The following is a 16,176-nucleotide window of genomic DNA, read 5'->3' on the forward strand; positions in this document are numbered from 1 at the left end:
GCTCCACCTTCGGCGGGTTGGGTGATCGGTACAACAGAAAGGCCCCCTTTCATCACGAATGGGGGGCCTTTTGTCATCTTGGTATCGGACTGTCCCGTACCGCTCTGCACCACCGGCATTCAGGGGACCGGCCACCATGGCGGTCCCCTGAAACAGATGACTACGGGGTCACGACGATGGTGTGGACCGTACCCGTCAGGGAGGTTCCACTGATGTTCAGGACCTGCGTGGAGGGCAGGGCCCCGAGATACCAGTTGACCGAAGCCATACCGGAATCATTGGTGGTGGACGTGGCCACCGTCTGCACCGTCGGCAGCGGAACCAGGCTGCCACCACCACTCAATGTGAACTGGATGACGATACCAGCCAGGTTCACGTTGTTGTTGAAGGCATCCTGCAGCCGCGTGGCGATGGCATAGCTGCTATTGCTCGCAGCCGTCACGCTCGTCGGTGGGTTGCTGACAATGACGATCTTCGAGGCCGCCGCCGGGGTCATCGTGGCCGTGAAGGTCACGCCGGTCAGATTCTGGACCTGCGCCACCACCGAGGCGATACCTGCCACCGTGGGGAGTGTCCAACTGCCCAGCGTGGCCACGCCACTCGCGTTGGTGGTCTGCACCTCGCCGGAAATGGTTCCGGAGTTGGCGTTACCGAGGGCAAAGGTCACCTGAACACCCTGAATCGGGTTTCCGGAGGCGTCTGTCACGCGGATCGAGGGCAGCGATGAGGCTGCCTGATTGGTCGCGACCGTGAGATTGCCCAGATTCTGCGAGCTCAGCGCCTGCACCACCGAGGCGGCACCAGCGGTTGCCGTGGCCGAGAAGACCACGTCCGGCAGGTTCGTCACGCGGGCAATCAGCGTCTGTGTGCCCGCCGTGCCGCCCAGCGTCCAACTGGAGACCGTGGCGGTACCGGAGGCATTGGTCACGACCGTGCTGCCCACTACCGTGCCATTGCCAGAGCCGATCACGAAGCTCACCGTAATGCCGCTCACGGGGTTACCGCGGTTGTCACGAACCACAACCGACGGCGCGACCGGAACCGGCGTGCCGACCGTACCGGTCTGGCTACTGCCGGCCACTGCGGTCACCGACACCGGTGTACCAGGCGTGGCGGTGGCCGTGAACATCACCGGGTTGCCGGTGATGGTGCTTGACCCCTGCACCGTGGCGCGGAGGGTATTGGTGCCGATGTCGTCACCGAGTGTCCAGCCACCGACGGTGGCGATACCCTGTGCATTGGTGACCGGGCGACGTCCAACCGCGGTGCCGCCGCCGCTCACCACTTCGAAGAGCACTTCGACGCCGGCGATCGGGTTGTTGAGGGCATCAGACACCCGCACGGCGGGCTCCGTGAGGACTGCACGGCCAACCACGGCGGACTGATTATTGCCTGCCGAGATGGAAACCTGACCGGCAGCGCCCGGGCGAGCCGTGGCGGTGAACACCACACCGGGCAGCGAGCCCACCGTGGCAGTCAGCGTGTAGTTCTGCGTGGCGTTGCCGAGCTGCCAGCTATCGGGGGCGGCCAGACCACTGGCATCCGTGGTCTTGGTGCCACCTCCAACGATGGAACCGGCGGAACCGGTGAACGTCACCGAGGCACCCGAAACCGGGTTACCACCAGCATCCGTCACGCGCACCTGCGGAGCCGGCGTCACGAGCGCACCGACCGTTCCCGTCAGCGCCGTCGAACCCTGCGCCGTGATCGTGGCGGCAGCGCCCTGCGTGGCGGTGGCGTTGAACGTGATCGGATTGCCGGCCACACCGTTGAACACGGCGAGGGCCGAAAGGCGATTGGCGCCGACACCGGGGCCGAGGCGCCATTCCGTCACAGCGGCCACGCCGCTGGCATTGGTGGTCGCGCCGGAGCCGGTGATGCTGCCACCGCCCGCCGAAATCGTGAAGAACACCGAGACGCCCGAAACCGGGTTGTTGTAGCGGTCGCGCAAGACAACGGACGGGGGCGTGGCCACGGCCGCGCCCGCGACGGCGGTCTGGTTGTCACCAGCCTGTACGGCGATCGTGGCCGGAGCGCCGGCCGTAACGGTGGAGACGAAGTTGACACTGCCAGTGACACCCTGCGCAGTGGCCGTCACACGCTGCGCCACCACCTGCTGGCCAAGGCGCCATGTCGTGCTGGCGAGGCCGGAGTTGTCCGTCGTATCGGCGGCAGGGGCCACGGTACCACCACCTTCAGCCACAGCAAATGTGACCGGTACGCCAGACACGGCACCACCACCGGCGTCGGTGACCTTCACGGTCAGCGTGCCAACGGATTCGCCAACGGTGCCGGACAGAGCCGTTGAGGTAACGGCCACAACGGCGGCGGGAGGTGGAGGACTGTCGTCCTTACATGCGCTGATGGCGAGAACGCCAAGCAGCGGAAGGGCGAGGCGGGGGGAGAGACGCATTGGAAGGCGGAGTAGGGGAAATGTTCGCCAACATGGGACCAACACTAGTGGCACAACGCCCACGCTAGCACGCGGGAACTACGTGGTAAAGGTTACTAAGTGTGCCCGTGCCCTATATGTAACGCAGCACACACTTGTTCCCATTTCGCGTTGCCGTCACGAGCTGACAATGCCGATGACAATGCGATGGGTTGCAGTGTGAACACGTCAGCGAGTGCATCCACTACGGCCTGCTGCACAGCGGCGAACTCGGGCACGGGCAGTCCAGCGGACACACACTCGCGCCATACCGTACCCATCGAGACCCCGTCGATGCCACATGGTACGGTAAAATCGAATGTCTGCAGATCATTGGAGACATTGAGGGCCACGCCGTGCCAGGTCACCCAGTCACGGGCATGCACCCCGATGCTGGCCAACTTGCGGCGCGCGATCGGATCCTCGCCACGCCATACACCCGTGAGTCCGGGCACACGACCACATGTGAGTCCGAAGGTGGCGAGGGCGCGGATGATGCCTTCCTCGATCTGTCGCAGATACCAATGCAAGTCCTTGCGATGGCGCTTGAGATCGATGATGGGATAGACCACGAGCTGACCGGGCTCGTGAATCGTGACATCACCACCGCGCTCCACATCACGCAAGGCGATCCCGAGCGATTCAAGACGCTCGGGCGTGGCGAGCAAATGGCCGGGCTTGGTACTGCGGCCCAGCGTCACCACGGGCGGGTGCTGCACAAGAATGAGCAGATCTTCCGGCAATTCCCCGCTGATGCGCGCAGCGGCGGCCCGTTTCTGCAGGGCCCACGCGTCGTCGTACGGCGTGAGCCCGAGGTCCAGCACCAACAGTTGCGGGGCGCGGGGGGGCGGTTCGGAGGCGACCGGCCGGGTTGGTGGTTCCGCGTCTCGCGACTCGTGACCTGGCACCCGGCTGTTCACCTCCAACTCCACCCCCTGCGCCCCGCCACCGGCGGTATCACGCATGCAGCATCTTGCCCAGCGAGTCCAGCACGGCTTCGCCGATGGCCTCGCTGAGGGTGGGATGCGCGTGCATGGCCAGATCGATCTCTTCCACCGTGAACTCGTTCTCGCGGGCGACCACGAGCTCGTGGATCATTTCGGTGGCGTGGGCACCGACGATGTGTGCGCCGAGGATTTCGCCGTACTTGGCGTCGCGAATGATCTTCACGAACCCATCGGTCTCACCGCTGGTGCGGGCACGGCCGTTCGCACTGAACGGGAACTTGCCCACCTTGTAGTCGAGCTTCTGGTCCTTGCATGCCTGTTCGGTGAGGCCAATGCTGGCCACTTCCGGATGGCAGTACGTGCAGCTCGGCACGTTTTTGTAGTTCACCGGATGCGCGTGCAGGCCACCGAGCAGATCGGCGAGCACATGTCCTTCACGCTGCCCCTTGTGGGCGAGCATCTGGTTGCCGGCCACGTCGCCGATGGCGTAGTAGCCCGGCACGTTGGTCTCGAACTTCTCGTTGATCTTCACGAAACCACGCTCGCTCTTCGTGATGCCCACGGCTTCGAGGCCGATCTTCTCGACGTTGGGTGCGCGGCCAGCGGCGACGAGCACCTTCTCCACTTCGAGCGTCTGGGTCTGACCACCGGCTTCCACCGACATGGTCGCGCCCGCCTTGCCGACCTTCACGTTGGAGATCTTGGCGCCGGTGAGCACCTCGATCTTGCGCTTCTTGAACGCCTTGGCGAGCTCGGCGCTGCAATCGGCGTCTTCGATGGGGAGGATGGTCGGGGCCACCTCGAGGATGGTCACCTTGGTGCCAAACGCGGCAAACACGTCGGCGAATTCCACGCCCACGGCGCCGGCGCCCACCACGGCCATGGTGGCTGGGGCCTTCTCAGCCACCAGCACATCGTCGCTGGACAACACGACGTTCTTGTCGAGCTCGAGGCCGATCTGCGGCAACCCCTTCACGCGCGAGCCGGTGGCGATGACCACGGCCTTCTTCGCGTCATGGGTTTCTTTCTTGCCGTCGATGGTGACGGAGACCTTCTTGCCCTTTTCGAGCTGGCCTTCGCCACGCAGCCACTGAACCTTGTACTTCTTGAACAGGAACTCGACGCCCTTCGAGTTCTGCTGACTCACGGAGCGCGAGCGCTTCATGGCCGGGCCGAAGTCGAGCTTCACGCCGTCGATGGTGATGCCATGTTCGGCCGCCTTGCCGATTTTCTGGGCAAGGCCGGCGCTCTCGAGGAGCGACTTGGCGGGGATGCAGCCCCACAGCACACAGGTGCCGCCGAGCGCTTCGCGCTCGACGACAGCAACCTGCATTCCGAGTTGGGCGCAGCGGATGGCGCAGACGTAGCCGGCGGGGCCGCCGCCGAGGACGATGACGTCGAACGAAGCCATGGAAGTCGGGGAAAGACGGTTGATTAGCAGCACTGAAAGCTAGCCAAGCGTACGGCCCCGGGCACCTACCTCACGGTTTCGCTCCGCACGCCATCGGAGAAGACCACGTCCACGGTGCGTCCTGCGGTGGTAACGGCCGCGCCGGGCTCGCGGATGAAGCCGAGGATCTGTCCGGTCGACTGATCGCGCACCAGGGCCATGGCAAAGGCGCGGTTGCTCCAGGAGACCCGCACCTGACGGCTGTCGCGGCTGAGTGTGGCGTCTGGGCCCGCGTCATTCATCCGGGCACCCGGTGTGGCCTGCACTCCAGCCAGACCACGTGTCCGATCGGAGCGGCGCACTGCGCTGCGCGTGGGCAGACGGTTGTCGCTCACGCGCACTGCGGACAATCGAGCTTCCAGTGCGGCCGACCAGGGCACCACCACGGCAAACTGCTGCTCGAGGTGACCGGTCGCATGGTCCACCGCAGCCGCTTCGATGGGCAACTGGAGCAGGGCACTGCCGTCGTCGTCGATCAGATCGAGGCGGTGCGTGGGGCGCGAGGCCGCGGGGGTGATGGGAGCCGATACGCGGAAGGCCGGCTCCAACTGGATCTGGCCATCGATCACACGTCCCCAGACCAGCAGGCCATCGGTGGGTGTGGTGGATGCCGTCGTGAGCGCGGAGGCCACGCGGCCGGTGCTGTTGCGGAACTGCATGACCGCCGACCAGTTGTAGTCGCTGATCCAGGTGGTGTTGCAGTAGCTCATGACGTCGGTGGCGAGCGGCGACACCAGCGCATTGGTCAGGCTGTTCCATCCCCAGTTGGCGATGATGCCGCCTGCGTAGGGGTAGGACGGATCACCCGCCACGCCGCAGGGCGCGTGACCGCGTGAGAAGTTGTGTCCCCATTCGTGGGCCGCCACTTCATCGCCGCTGGGCAGATAGTCCCAACCGATGGCCGAACGCCCCGGGACAAACCCAAGACCGGCAATGCCGCTGCTGTACGTCACCTTCACCACGCCGTAGTAGTGCATGGTGGATGGGGCGCCATCAGACACGCGCAAGGCGTTGAGTTCACTGAGCACCGTCATCCAGCCATCGTTCTCGTCATTGGCCTGCAAGGCGGCGACGCTCGATGTGAACGGTAGACGGACATCAGCGGTGATGTCCTTGATGGGCCAGAGCCGCCGCGCAGTGTTCAGAAACTGCTGATTGTTGGCGACGGACACATTGCCTGTCAGCACTCCGGTGACCACCGGAACGAAGCGCACCGAGAACGGGGGGACATTGTTCACCGTGATCGCCTGCGTCGAGCCGCCTGCCGGCCACACGTTGTCCGAGCGATCGGCGTCGGTGACCGCCTCGGAGGGATCGAGGTCGACCTGGACACGCAGGGCCTGTCGCACATTGGCGCCGGCGACCAACAGGTTCCACGTGGAACCGAGCGTGCCTTCCGCAGTGGCGGTCCGCACGCTGGCTTCCGGCGCGGCAATGGTCGCAGTCTGAATGAGGGCTGCGCCGTCGTACAACCGCACCCGTACATCGGGGCGGGCACTGTTGGTGCCGGAGGCCACGACAAAGACCCGCAGCAACGCGTCACGTCCAGCTACCAGTGGGACCGAACCATCGAACTTCTGAATGGCCTGCGTGAGGTATACTCCAGCGACGCGATAGTTGAGACCACCACCACCTCCACCGCCGCCTGTTGCGTAGACAAACGACGCGGCGCCGGTGCCATTGACGGGCACCGGGACGGCGCGCGTGGCCGGCGTGGGTGAGTAGGTGGTGCTGCCACTGACCACATCACCCGCCGTGACGGTCCAGGTCACGGCACTGAGCCCCGTCACGGTGCCCGGTCCCACCTGCGTACGCGTGGTCGCGCCGTTGCTGAGTTGGAAGGTGGGGGTGGCTCCCGCTGGCAGTCCGGTGGCGGTGATGTTGATCGACCCCGTGCCTTGCGAGTACGACACCGTGGCGGGGGCCGCCACATTCGATGCCCCGACGGTCACAACTTGTGAGGTCGGCGCTGGCGTGTAGGTGACGCCACCGACGGTGACGTTGGCTGCCGTCACGGTGTAGCTGCCCGGTACCAGGCTGGTGTACGTGGTTGTCGCGGTGGCCGTGCGGGAAAAGCCCGAAGGCCCGGCGATGGTAACGGCGCCGGACACACCGGCGGGAAGCCCCGTCACCGCGAGCGCGAGTGATCCACTGTTGATGGCATAGCGCACACCAAAGTGGAGCGTGTCGCCGGGTTCGGCGACGCTGTCGCGCGACGCCGGCGTGGGAATGAAGGTGCCCGTGGGTGTGGTGACCGCACTGGCTGTCAGGCGCCAGCGGCCCGGCGCGGCCGGTCCGATACGCTGCGAAGAGATGATGGCGTAGTGCTCACCCGCCGGACCCACCAGCGAGATCGATGCGTTGTAGCCTGCCGGGAGACCCGTCACTGGCACATCGATGACGGCCGGGATGACGTCGTACTGCAACGTCATGGCAATTGGGGTGGTGCTGGCGACGATATCGATGGTGCGCGATGCCGGCACCACGCCATACACGTCGCTCCCCACCTTGATGGTGCGTGCGGTCACCGTGTAGCGGCCGACCAGCAGGCCACCGACCAGGCCGGAGGCACGGACGCTGCGAACAAATCCATTGGGGCCCGCAATGACCACATCACCGGCGGTGCCTTCGGGCAGACCCCGTACGGTCAGGGCGAGCGATCCGGAGGCGAGCGCATACGTCACCGAGGCCGAGGCCGTCGTGCCGGTACCGATGGTGATGTTCTGGGCCGCAGGCGTTGGGGCATACCGATCGGCGTCGGCGGACTCCGCGCCGGCTGACACCGATGTGGCGGCGAGTGTATACGTGCCGGCTGGCAACGAGTCGATGGTGACACTGCCCGTGAAGGTGCGCGACAGGCCGTTGCCGGACAGCGTGATGGCTCCGGCCGTCTGCGCAGGTAGTCCGTTCACGGTGAGGGCAAGCTGACCCGCCTGTGCGACGTAGGTGAACGTCGCAGGAGCCGCGACGAGCGAGGCCACCACGTTCACATCGAGCGTGTCTGCAGGCGCGCGAAATGTCGTACGCTGCTGGCCCTGCTGCTGCACCACCGTGCTGGCGACGAGGCGATAGCGACCCGGCGTGAGTCCGGTGAGTGTGGTGGTGCGATCGATGGTGCGTGTGCTGTTGTCCGGATTGATGACGAGCACATTGCCGGGTACGGACGCGGGCAGACCACCGACGACCACTGCGATGGCACCGGTGGCAATGGTGTAGCGCACGTTCACGCGCGCGGTGTCGCCGAACGCGACCACGGTATCGAGCGCGGTGGGGGCTGCCGCATATCGGGCGCCATCGATGGTCACGCCTTCTGCCGCGACGCGCCAGGCATCAGGGGTGTGTTGACCAGTGGCGAGTTGCGGAGCGACGTGCAGCGATGTCTGCGTGACGGGTGTTGGCGCGCCGTTGGGCGGCGTGATCGTCACCGCCGCTGCCGCGCTGCCGGGCAGACCCGAGATGGTGAGCGCCATGGCCGACGGCACGGGACGGTAAATGGCCGTCGCCGAAGCAAGCCCACCCGACGACACATCGACGTCGAACGTGGGCGGCGCACCGGCAAATGTGCCCGGCGTGCCGCGCGTCTGCCGCACGGTGATTGCGTAGCGTCCTGACGGAATATCCGTCCAGGTCACCGGTGCGGTGGTCGTACGGGAGAATGTGGACGCGGGATACGGTCCAACCACACTCACGTGCAACGGCACCCCGTCGGCGAGACCCGAGGCGGTGATCGCCAGAATGCCCGGCGGAACCGGCGACGGTGTTACGGGAGTCGTTGGCAGAGTCGGTCCCCCTGATCCGCCCGTGCTGTCGCCTCCGCCGCAGGCGGCAGCCAACACGACACCGCCGATGGCAAACCAACGGCGTGAGGATGATCGGAACGAGTGGGGACGGACGGTGCGTGCTGTCGACATGGCATTGGGAATAGGTCTGCCGAAAGACGAGCAGGCCGTGCGTTCGGGCACGCCAATTCCGCAATCCCCGTCATTTTTCCGTCAGTGGTCGGGTGTCCCCTGGGAACGCACACCGTCCGACCAGAGCACGCGCAGACCGCGCGTGCGGTATTTCGACTCCTGCTGTGCGGTGTTGTGGGCCGAGGACGTGATATCTGTGCCGCGGATGAAACCCCGTGCGGCTCCGGTGCGCATATCCTGCAGCAGTGCCATCGGGCTGTTCGCAGCGCGCCGGCGCACCACGGAAACCAGTGGCGAGCGCGTGTCCTGCACGCGAATGGACGCGATCGCCGAGTCCACCGTGGTGCTCCACGGGATGACCACGGCGAACTGCAGATCGGACGTCGCGCCGCGTCGTGGGGATTCGTCGCTCACGCGTTCGGCTTCGAACGGAAATCGCACGAGCACCTGGCCCGTGGCACCCATCAGTTCCACCACATGCGTGGGTGTGGCGGACGGCGTGGTGATCGGCGCCGTGACGCGGAACGCGGGTTCCACGATCAGTCGTCCGGATACGACACGCCCCCAGACGAGCAGGCCGTCTCCGGTCACCGCGGTCACCGGACGGGCGCTGGTGCCGGCGATGGTCCCTTGTCGGAACGTCAGCGCACGGGTGTAGCTGTATTCCGACACCCAGGCCGGCGTGCAATAGCTCATGATGTCCGGGGTGTTCGCCGGCTGCAACGCATCGTTGGCACTGTTCCATCCCACCAGGCCAATGGCGGCACCGATGTGGGGATAGTTGCCATCGACGTTTGGCGCGTCGCCGCACGGAGCATGCGTACGCCCGAAGTTGTGTCCCCATTCGTGCGCGGCGATCGTGCCCACATCACGCCGGTCCCAGCCGACGGCTACCGGTGTGCCGACAAGCGCGAGGCCGAACATGCCTTCGGCATACGACGGATGCACGACGCCGTAGTAGTGCGTAGTGGCGGGGGCTCCGTCGAGTGTCTTGAGGGCACGCAGTTCATTGAGCAACGTGTTCCAGCCACCGTTGGCGTCGGTGGGGTGCAACGCAGGTGCCGCCGATGTGAAGGCGGCTCGGACGTCGGAAGTGACCTGTGCGATGGGCCACAGGGTGCGCGCGACGGCGAGGTACCGTTCCTGCGCGGCCGCCGTGATGTCACCCATTGCGCCGTTCAGCGAGATCGGTACGAATCGCACGGCGAAGGTCGGTACGGTGGTGGCCGTGATGGGGCGCGGTTGGCCACCGGTGGGCCAGAAATTGTCACTGCGTTGTGATTCGCCCAGCGTGCTGTCCGGATCAACTTCCACCGACACACGGAGTTGCGCGCGCACCAACTCGGCCGGAATGCGCGTGCGGTACGTGGTACCGAGCGCAGCGTCCACCGGCACGGTGGGCACACCGGAATCGGGTGGCGTCAGCAGCAGGGTGGCGATGGCGGTGGTGCCATCGTAGATGCGTGCGCGTGCGAGTGGTCGCAACGTGGTGCGGCGGTCGGCACGCACGAAGGCGCGCAGCAGTGCGTCTCGGCCAATGACCAACGGGATCCCGTTGTCGGCGCGTTGCACGGCTTGCGTGACCACCACATTGTCGATGGTGAGATTGATGGGTGTCGTGACTTCCTGAAAGGCGATCGCGATGGTGTCACGCACCGGACTGTTGATCGTGCGCGTGAGGCTGCGCGCGGTGGGCGTGAACAGTCGCGTCCCGATCGTCACCGGTTGTGGGGAGATGGTGTAGTTCCCAACCGGCAACGCGAGCAATTCACCGAAGCCGACCAGGCGATCGACCTGCAATGGTCCTTGCATCCGCGCGACGGGTCGTGATTCGATCGGCAGGGGCGTTGTACCAGCCGGTAGACCGGTGGCGCTGAAGAGCACCACGCCCTGCACGTTGCTGTAGGCGACGGCCAGCGAACTTGGGATCAGTGACGCCGTCACTGTCACCTGCGCTGGTGATGTACCCTTGAATGCGGTGCCACCGGCATTGAGGGAGTCGACGGTCACGGTGTAAGCGCCGGGCGGCAAGTCGCCAAAGATGACGCTCCCATTTGCCACACGCGAAAGCCCGTTGCCATTGATGCGCACGGACGCGGGTACCCCTCCAGGCAGCCCGCTGATCTGCACCGCCAGCGCACCGGTGGCCACTTCGAACCGGACTCGGTATCGCAGTGTGTCACCGGGTTGCACGGTTATGTCGATCTGGGCCGGTGAGGCCGCGTACGTGAAGCCACCGCTGCGCACGTCGCCGATGCGCAGAGAGTATCGGCCGGACACCACCGGCGCGATGAAGTCACTCGACGTCAGGGTGCGGGAGAATCCGCTGGGGCCACTGATGCGCACATCGGCGTCGGCGCCATTGGGCAGCCCTTCGATGTTGATCGCGAGCGCTGCGGGAAACAGGTCGGGATCGATGAGTGAGCGTTCATGGCAGGCGACCATGACACCCACGAACATGGCCCACAAGACGCTCACTCGGATCCGAGACACAAACGCCCCGATCGTGCGCAGCGGCGCAGTCAATCGGGGCGTTCGATGTTGGACCATCGGTGGCATCCTGAGAGCGAAATCCAAAATTCCCGAGATACGATACTGGAAGACCGGTCAGCAGGCCCGGTAGTACCCCGGACTACGCTGACCGGCCCGCATGTCGGTCAGAAGACCATCAGCAGCGGCGATTCCAGCAACTGCTTGAACGTCTGAAGGAACCGCGCGCCGACCGCGCCGTCAATGATTCGATGGTCACAGCTCATCGTCACGCGCATGCGCTGACGTGGTACGAAGGCGTTACCGTCCCAGATCGGCTTGGTCTCGGTAGAGCCCACCGCGAGGATGGCAGCCTCGGGCGGATTGATGATCGCGGTGAACTGGTCGATACCGAACATGCCCAGGTTGGAAACCGAGAATGTCCCGCCCGAGTATTCGGCCGGCGTCAGTTTGCGCTCACGGGCCTTCTTGGCCAGCTCGCGGGCGTCCCGCCCGATCTGTCCGAGTCCCTTGGTGTGTGCATCGCGGATGACCGGCACGATCAGCCCATCATCCGTCGCCACGGCCATACCGACGTGCGCGGCCGCGAAATAACGGATGTGATCCCCCATCCAATGGGCATTGCACTCCGGATGGCGCGTGAGTGCGACGGCGACGGCTTTGATGATGATGTCGTTGATCGACACCTTGAACGCATCGCCGGCGGCCACCATCTGTTCGCGCAACTTCACCACGTTCGTCATGTCGATTTCCGACGTGAGATAGAACGTGGGTACGGGGCCGATCGATTCGCCGAGGCGACGGGCGATCGTCTTCCGCATCTGGGTGAGCGCGACGTCCTTGTATTCGCCCTCGATCTGGATGGCAGGTGCCGCGGCCGCGGTGGGCTTGGTGGACGCACTCGGCGCCGCACTGGCGGCAGCGGGTGCGGCGGCCGTGCTGGCCGCTGTGCTGCCCGCGGCCTCGATGTCGCGACGAATGACGCGACCATTCGGGCCGGAACCCTGAATGGCAGACAGGCTGAGTCCCCGCTCGGCCGCCAGTCGGCGGGCGAGCGGCGAGGACCGCACCGGACCGGCGGCTTCTGCTGCCGCCGCCACCGGAGCTGCCGGTGTTGCGGGAGCGGGCGTAGCCGGGGCCGCCGCTGGGGCGGCCGGAGCTTCGGCGGCGGGCGCTGCCGCGGCCGTTGGAGCCGGTGCGGCGGCCGCAGGCGCTGCTGCACCACCACCACTGGTCAGCGCACTGATGTCTTCGTCGGCAGCGGCGATGACACCGATCGTGGCACCAATGGGGCTGGTGGTGCCCTCTTCGACGAGACGGGCACGCAGGATGCCGTCGCCGCGCGCGACGAGCTCCATGATGGCCTTGTCGGTTTCGACTTCGGCCAACGTGTCGCCGGACTTCACGGCATCACCGACGTTCTTGACCCACTTCACCAGGCGCCCTTCTTCCATCGTGGGAGAGAGCGCCTCCATCATCACTTTTGTCGCCATGTGGCCGCCTGGTCAGTCGATGTAAAGAACCTGTTTGACCGCCGCGATCGTCTTCGGCAGATCGGGCTTTGCTGCCTTCTCGAGACTCTTGGTATACGGCATGGGCGCATCGGCCTGGTGCACGCGGACAACGGGCGCATCGAGGTCGTCGAAGCAGTACCGCTGCACATAGTCCACCACCTGCGCACCAACGCCGCAGATTTCCCAGCCTTCTTCCAGCACCACCGCACGATTGGTCTTCTTCACCGAAGCCGTGATGGCGTCCACGTCCATCGGGCGGATGGTGCGCAGGTCCACCACATCGCAGCGGATGCCGTCTTTCGCGAGCTGGTCAGCGGCCTGCATGGCCACCAGCACCATCTTGCCATGCGTGATAATGGAGCAGTGATCACCTTCCCGCTTGAGCTCTGCCTTGCCGAGCGGAATGATGTACTCCTCCTCGGGCACTTCGCCCTTGGTGTTGTACAGCATTTCGCCTTCAAGGAAGCACACCGGGTTGTCATCGCGGATAGCGGCCTTGAGCAGTCCCTTGGCGTCGTACGGTGTGCCGGGGGCCACCACCTTGAGCCCGGGGATGTGGGCCAGCCACGACTCCCACGCCTGCGAGTGCTGCGCGCCAAGCTGCAGCGCCGCGCCATTGGGGCCACGGAACACCATGGGCATCGGGAACTGGCCACCCGACATGTACAACAGCTTCGCCGCGGCGTTCACCACCTGGTCGATGGCGAGCAGCGCGAAGTTCCACGTCATGAACTCGATGATCGGGCGCAGGCCTGCCATCGCGGCGCCCACACCCACACCGGCAAATCCCAACTCGGTGATCGGCGTATCCACGACACGCATTTCACCGAATTCCTGCAGCAGTCCCTTCGACACCTTGTAGGCGCCCTGATACACGGCGACTTCTTCGCCCATCAGGAACACACGGTCGTCGCGGTGCATCTCTTCGCGCAGCGCCTGATTGAGCGCTTCGCGGTACGTAATGATGGCCATGGTCGTTGGCGCCCTCAGCTCGTGGTTTCGACGAGGATGTCTTCCATGAGCGCCTCGAGGGGCAACTCCGGGCTCGCTTCCGCGAAGTCGATGCTATCCTGCACCAGCTTCTTGATCTCTTCGTCCATCGCCGTGATTTCGTCGGCGGTGATCTCTCCGGCGTCTTCCATGCGCTGGCGATGCAGCACGATGGGATCACGCTTGAGGTACTGTTCGAGTTCTTCCTTCGTGCGGTAGGTGCCGCTCACCGCGTCGGACATGGAGTGACCCATGAAGCGATAGGTGCGGATCTCGAGCAGCGTGGGCATGCTCTCCTTGCGGGCGCGCTCGATGGACTCGGCCATCGCCTTGCGCACCGCCAGCACATCCTGACCGTCGACCACGTCACGCGGCATGTCGTACGACGCGCCACGCTTGTAGATGTCGTGAATGGACGACGCACGCTCCAGCGCGGTGCCCATGCCATACCGATTGTTTTCGATGATGAACACGCAGGGCAGCTTCCAGAGTGCGGCCATGTTCAGCGCTTCGTGGAACGCCCCGGTGTTGACCACCGACTCGCCCATGAAGCAGGCGATGACCTGATCGCCGCCCCGATACTTGATGGCGAAGCCGACACCGGCCGCCATGGGCACATGCCCACCGACGATGCCGTGTCCGCCGAGGAAGCCGAGCTGCTTGTCGAACATGTGCATCGAGCCGCCCTTGCCCTTCGCGCAGCCGTCCTGGCGGCCGAAGAGTTCGGACATCACGGCGCGCGGTGTCATGCCCCGGGCGAGCGCCTGCCCATGATCACGGTAGGTCGTGATGATGTAGTCGTCGGAGCGGAGCTGCGCGATCACGCCGGTCGAGACGGCTTCCTGACCGATGTAGAGGTGGCAGAAACCACCGATACGGCCAATGGCATACATCTCGGCGCAACGCTCTTCGAATCGGCGCTGCAACAGCATCGAGTACAGCAGTTCCCGGTGCAGCGTGCGCTGATCGGTGCGTGCCGCCGAAGCGGTGCTCTCCGATTTGGAGGACACCGCGGTGTCCGATTTTTTCTTGGCGGGCATCTGGAGAAGCCGTCGTGGAGGGAAGGAGGCGCGTGAGCGGTGTCAGGCCAGCGAGGCGGCCTGCACCTGCTCCCACGCGTGATAGCTGGAGCGCACGAGGGGGCCGCTTTCGACATGGCGGAAGCCCAGTTGCATGCCGACCTCGTAGAACCAGCGGAACTCTTCCGGCTTCACATAGCGGTCGAGTTCGATGTGGGAGTCCGACGGGCGCAGGTACTGGCCCAACGTCAGGATGTCGACGTCGACCGAGCGCAGGTCTTTCATGACTTCCACGACTTCTTCGTTCGTCTCGCCGAGTCCGAGAATGATGCCCGTCTTGGTGGGGATATCGGGCGCGATCCGCTTGGCGATGCGGAAGATCTCGAGGAGACGCGGGTACCGACCGCCTGGACGTGCCTTCTTGTAGAGGCGCGGGACGGTTTCGGTGTTGTGGTTGTAGATGTCCGGGCGTGCTTCGAGCACGGCTCGGATGGAGTCCTCGTTGCCCTGGAAATCGGGCACGAGCACTTCCACGGAGCATCCGGGCAGGCGCTGGCGGATCTGCCGGATGGTTTCGGCAAAGATGTACGCACCAAAATCGGGCAGGTCGTCGCGGTCGACGGACGTGATGACCGCGTGGCGAAGATTGAGTTCACCGATCGCCTGCGCGACGCGGGACGGTTCCTCGATATCGTACGCCGGGGGACGCCCATGCGAGACGGCGCAGTAGGCGCAATTCCGCGTACAGACGCTGCCCAGAATCATGAACGTGGCCGTACCGTGTTCCCAACATTCCCCGATATTCGGGCAACGTGCTTCTTCGCACACCGAATGCAGGTTGAGTTCCCGCATGAGGTGCTTGAGGCGGATGTAATTGTCTCCGCCGGGCGCCTTCACCTTGAGCCACTGCGGCTTCCGCTCGGGGAGCGGATCGCGGCGGTGGCGCCCCATGATCTGAACGAGTTGCTCGGCCATACCTTGCCAGCGTGTGGCCCGCGGGGTCCAGTCGGACCTGGCGGGGCGTGAACTGGGGAAGCTAGTCCCCGGTGCTCTCCGGGGAAACAGCAAGGTAACCATTAAACGGCAAATAGCCGGAATTCATAGTGCCGGAAACCTAACGCCGGGGCTGTGCGTAATGAGAACGAACATTACTTCGCGCTGAGGCGCTCATGCTTCGCACTCTGTTTACGGTTGGTCTTATCGCGCTCGTGGGCCTGGTGGCCCTCAAGCTGGTGTTTGGGTTGCTCGGGCCGCTGGTGGCGCTGTTGTTCGCGTTGCTCTGGCTGGCCGTGCGCATCCTGCTCGTGGGCGCGGTCGTGTACTTCGTGATCCGGATCGTCAGTCCGGCCACGGCGGAACGCATTGAAAAGGCGGTGCGAGGCTAAGCCTCGCACCGCCCCGGGCCTTTTCGCCCGACCTGCTGC

The 16,176-nt window shown here is 65.1% G+C and carries 10 protein-coding genes; 1 reads left to right on the forward strand and 9 read right to left on the reverse strand.

Annotated elements, in window-relative coordinates:
• Positions 1-160: 160 nt before the first annotated feature.
• The 9 genes from GAU_RS03805 to lipA all read right to left on the reverse strand — a co-directional run bounded on the left by GAU_RS03805 (position 161) and on the right by lipA (position 15,727).
• Positions 161-2,413: a beta strand repeat-containing protein gene (locus tag GAU_RS03805; protein WP_156798893.1), complete on the reverse strand. Its 2,253-nt coding sequence runs from the start codon at positions 2,411-2,413 to the stop codon at positions 161-163.
• A gap of 95 nt (positions 2,414-2,508) precedes the next feature.
• A complete protein-coding gene (gene lipB / locus GAU_RS03810; RefSeq protein ID WP_052574223.1) occupies positions 2,509-3,396 on the reverse strand; it encodes a lipoyl(octanoyl) transferase LipB in 888 nt (295 codons plus the stop codon).
• Complete coding sequence (gene lpdA, locus GAU_RS03815; protein ID WP_012682234.1) at positions 3,389-4,789, reverse strand: dihydrolipoyl dehydrogenase; 1,401 nt, start codon at positions 4,787-4,789, stop codon at positions 3,389-3,391. Before lpdA ends, lipB begins: the two co-directional genes overlap by 8 nt.
• A gap of 65 nt (positions 4,790-4,854) precedes the next feature.
• On the reverse strand, positions 4,855-8,739 hold the full coding sequence (locus tag GAU_RS03820) for a hypothetical protein (protein ID WP_156798894.1): 3,885 nt from the start codon (positions 8,737-8,739) through the stop codon (positions 4,855-4,857).
• 81 nt (positions 8,740-8,820) lie between these two features.
• Positions 8,821-11,289 carry a hypothetical protein gene (locus GAU_RS03825; protein ID WP_041265233.1) on the reverse strand — a complete coding sequence of 823 codons (2,469 nt, stop codon included), beginning with the start codon at positions 11,287-11,289 and terminating at the stop codon, positions 8,821-8,823.
• Between the two features lie 107 nt (positions 11,290-11,396).
• Positions 11,397-12,722 (reverse strand): pyruvate dehydrogenase complex dihydrolipoamide acetyltransferase, encoded by a 1,326-nt coding sequence (locus GAU_RS03830; RefSeq protein ID WP_012682237.1) that lies wholly within the window; start codon positions 12,720-12,722, stop codon positions 11,397-11,399.
• A gap of 12 nt (positions 12,723-12,734) precedes the next feature.
• The gene (locus tag GAU_RS03835) at positions 12,735-13,715 is read right to left on the reverse strand and encodes a pyruvate dehydrogenase complex E1 component subunit beta (protein WP_012682238.1); all 981 of its coding nucleotides are present in this window, start codon (positions 13,713-13,715) and stop codon (positions 12,735-12,737) included.
• Positions 13,716-13,729: 14 nt separating this feature from the next.
• Complete coding sequence (gene pdhA, locus GAU_RS03840) at positions 13,730-14,743, reverse strand: pyruvate dehydrogenase (acetyl-transferring) E1 component subunit alpha (protein WP_041265983.1); 1,014 nt, start codon at positions 14,741-14,743, stop codon at positions 13,730-13,732.
• Positions 14,744-14,815: 72 nt separating this feature from the next.
• Positions 14,816-15,727 carry a lipoyl synthase gene (lipA, locus tag GAU_RS03845; protein ID WP_052574225.1) on the reverse strand — a complete coding sequence of 304 codons (912 nt, stop codon included), beginning with the start codon at positions 15,725-15,727 and terminating at the stop codon, positions 14,816-14,818.
• 194 nt (positions 15,728-15,921) lie between these two features.
• Between lipA and GAU_RS03850 the strand changes: the two genes are divergently transcribed.
• Positions 15,922-16,137: a hypothetical protein gene (locus GAU_RS03850; RefSeq protein ID WP_012682241.1), complete on the forward strand. Its 216-nt coding sequence runs from the start codon at positions 15,922-15,924 to the stop codon at positions 16,135-16,137.
• The last annotated feature ends 39 nt before the right edge of the window (positions 16,138-16,176 follow it).

It is taken from the genome of Gemmatimonas aurantiaca T-27 (genome assembly GCF_000010305.1).
GTDB lineage: Bacteria > Gemmatimonadota > Gemmatimonadetes > Gemmatimonadales > Gemmatimonadaceae > Gemmatimonas > Gemmatimonas aurantiaca.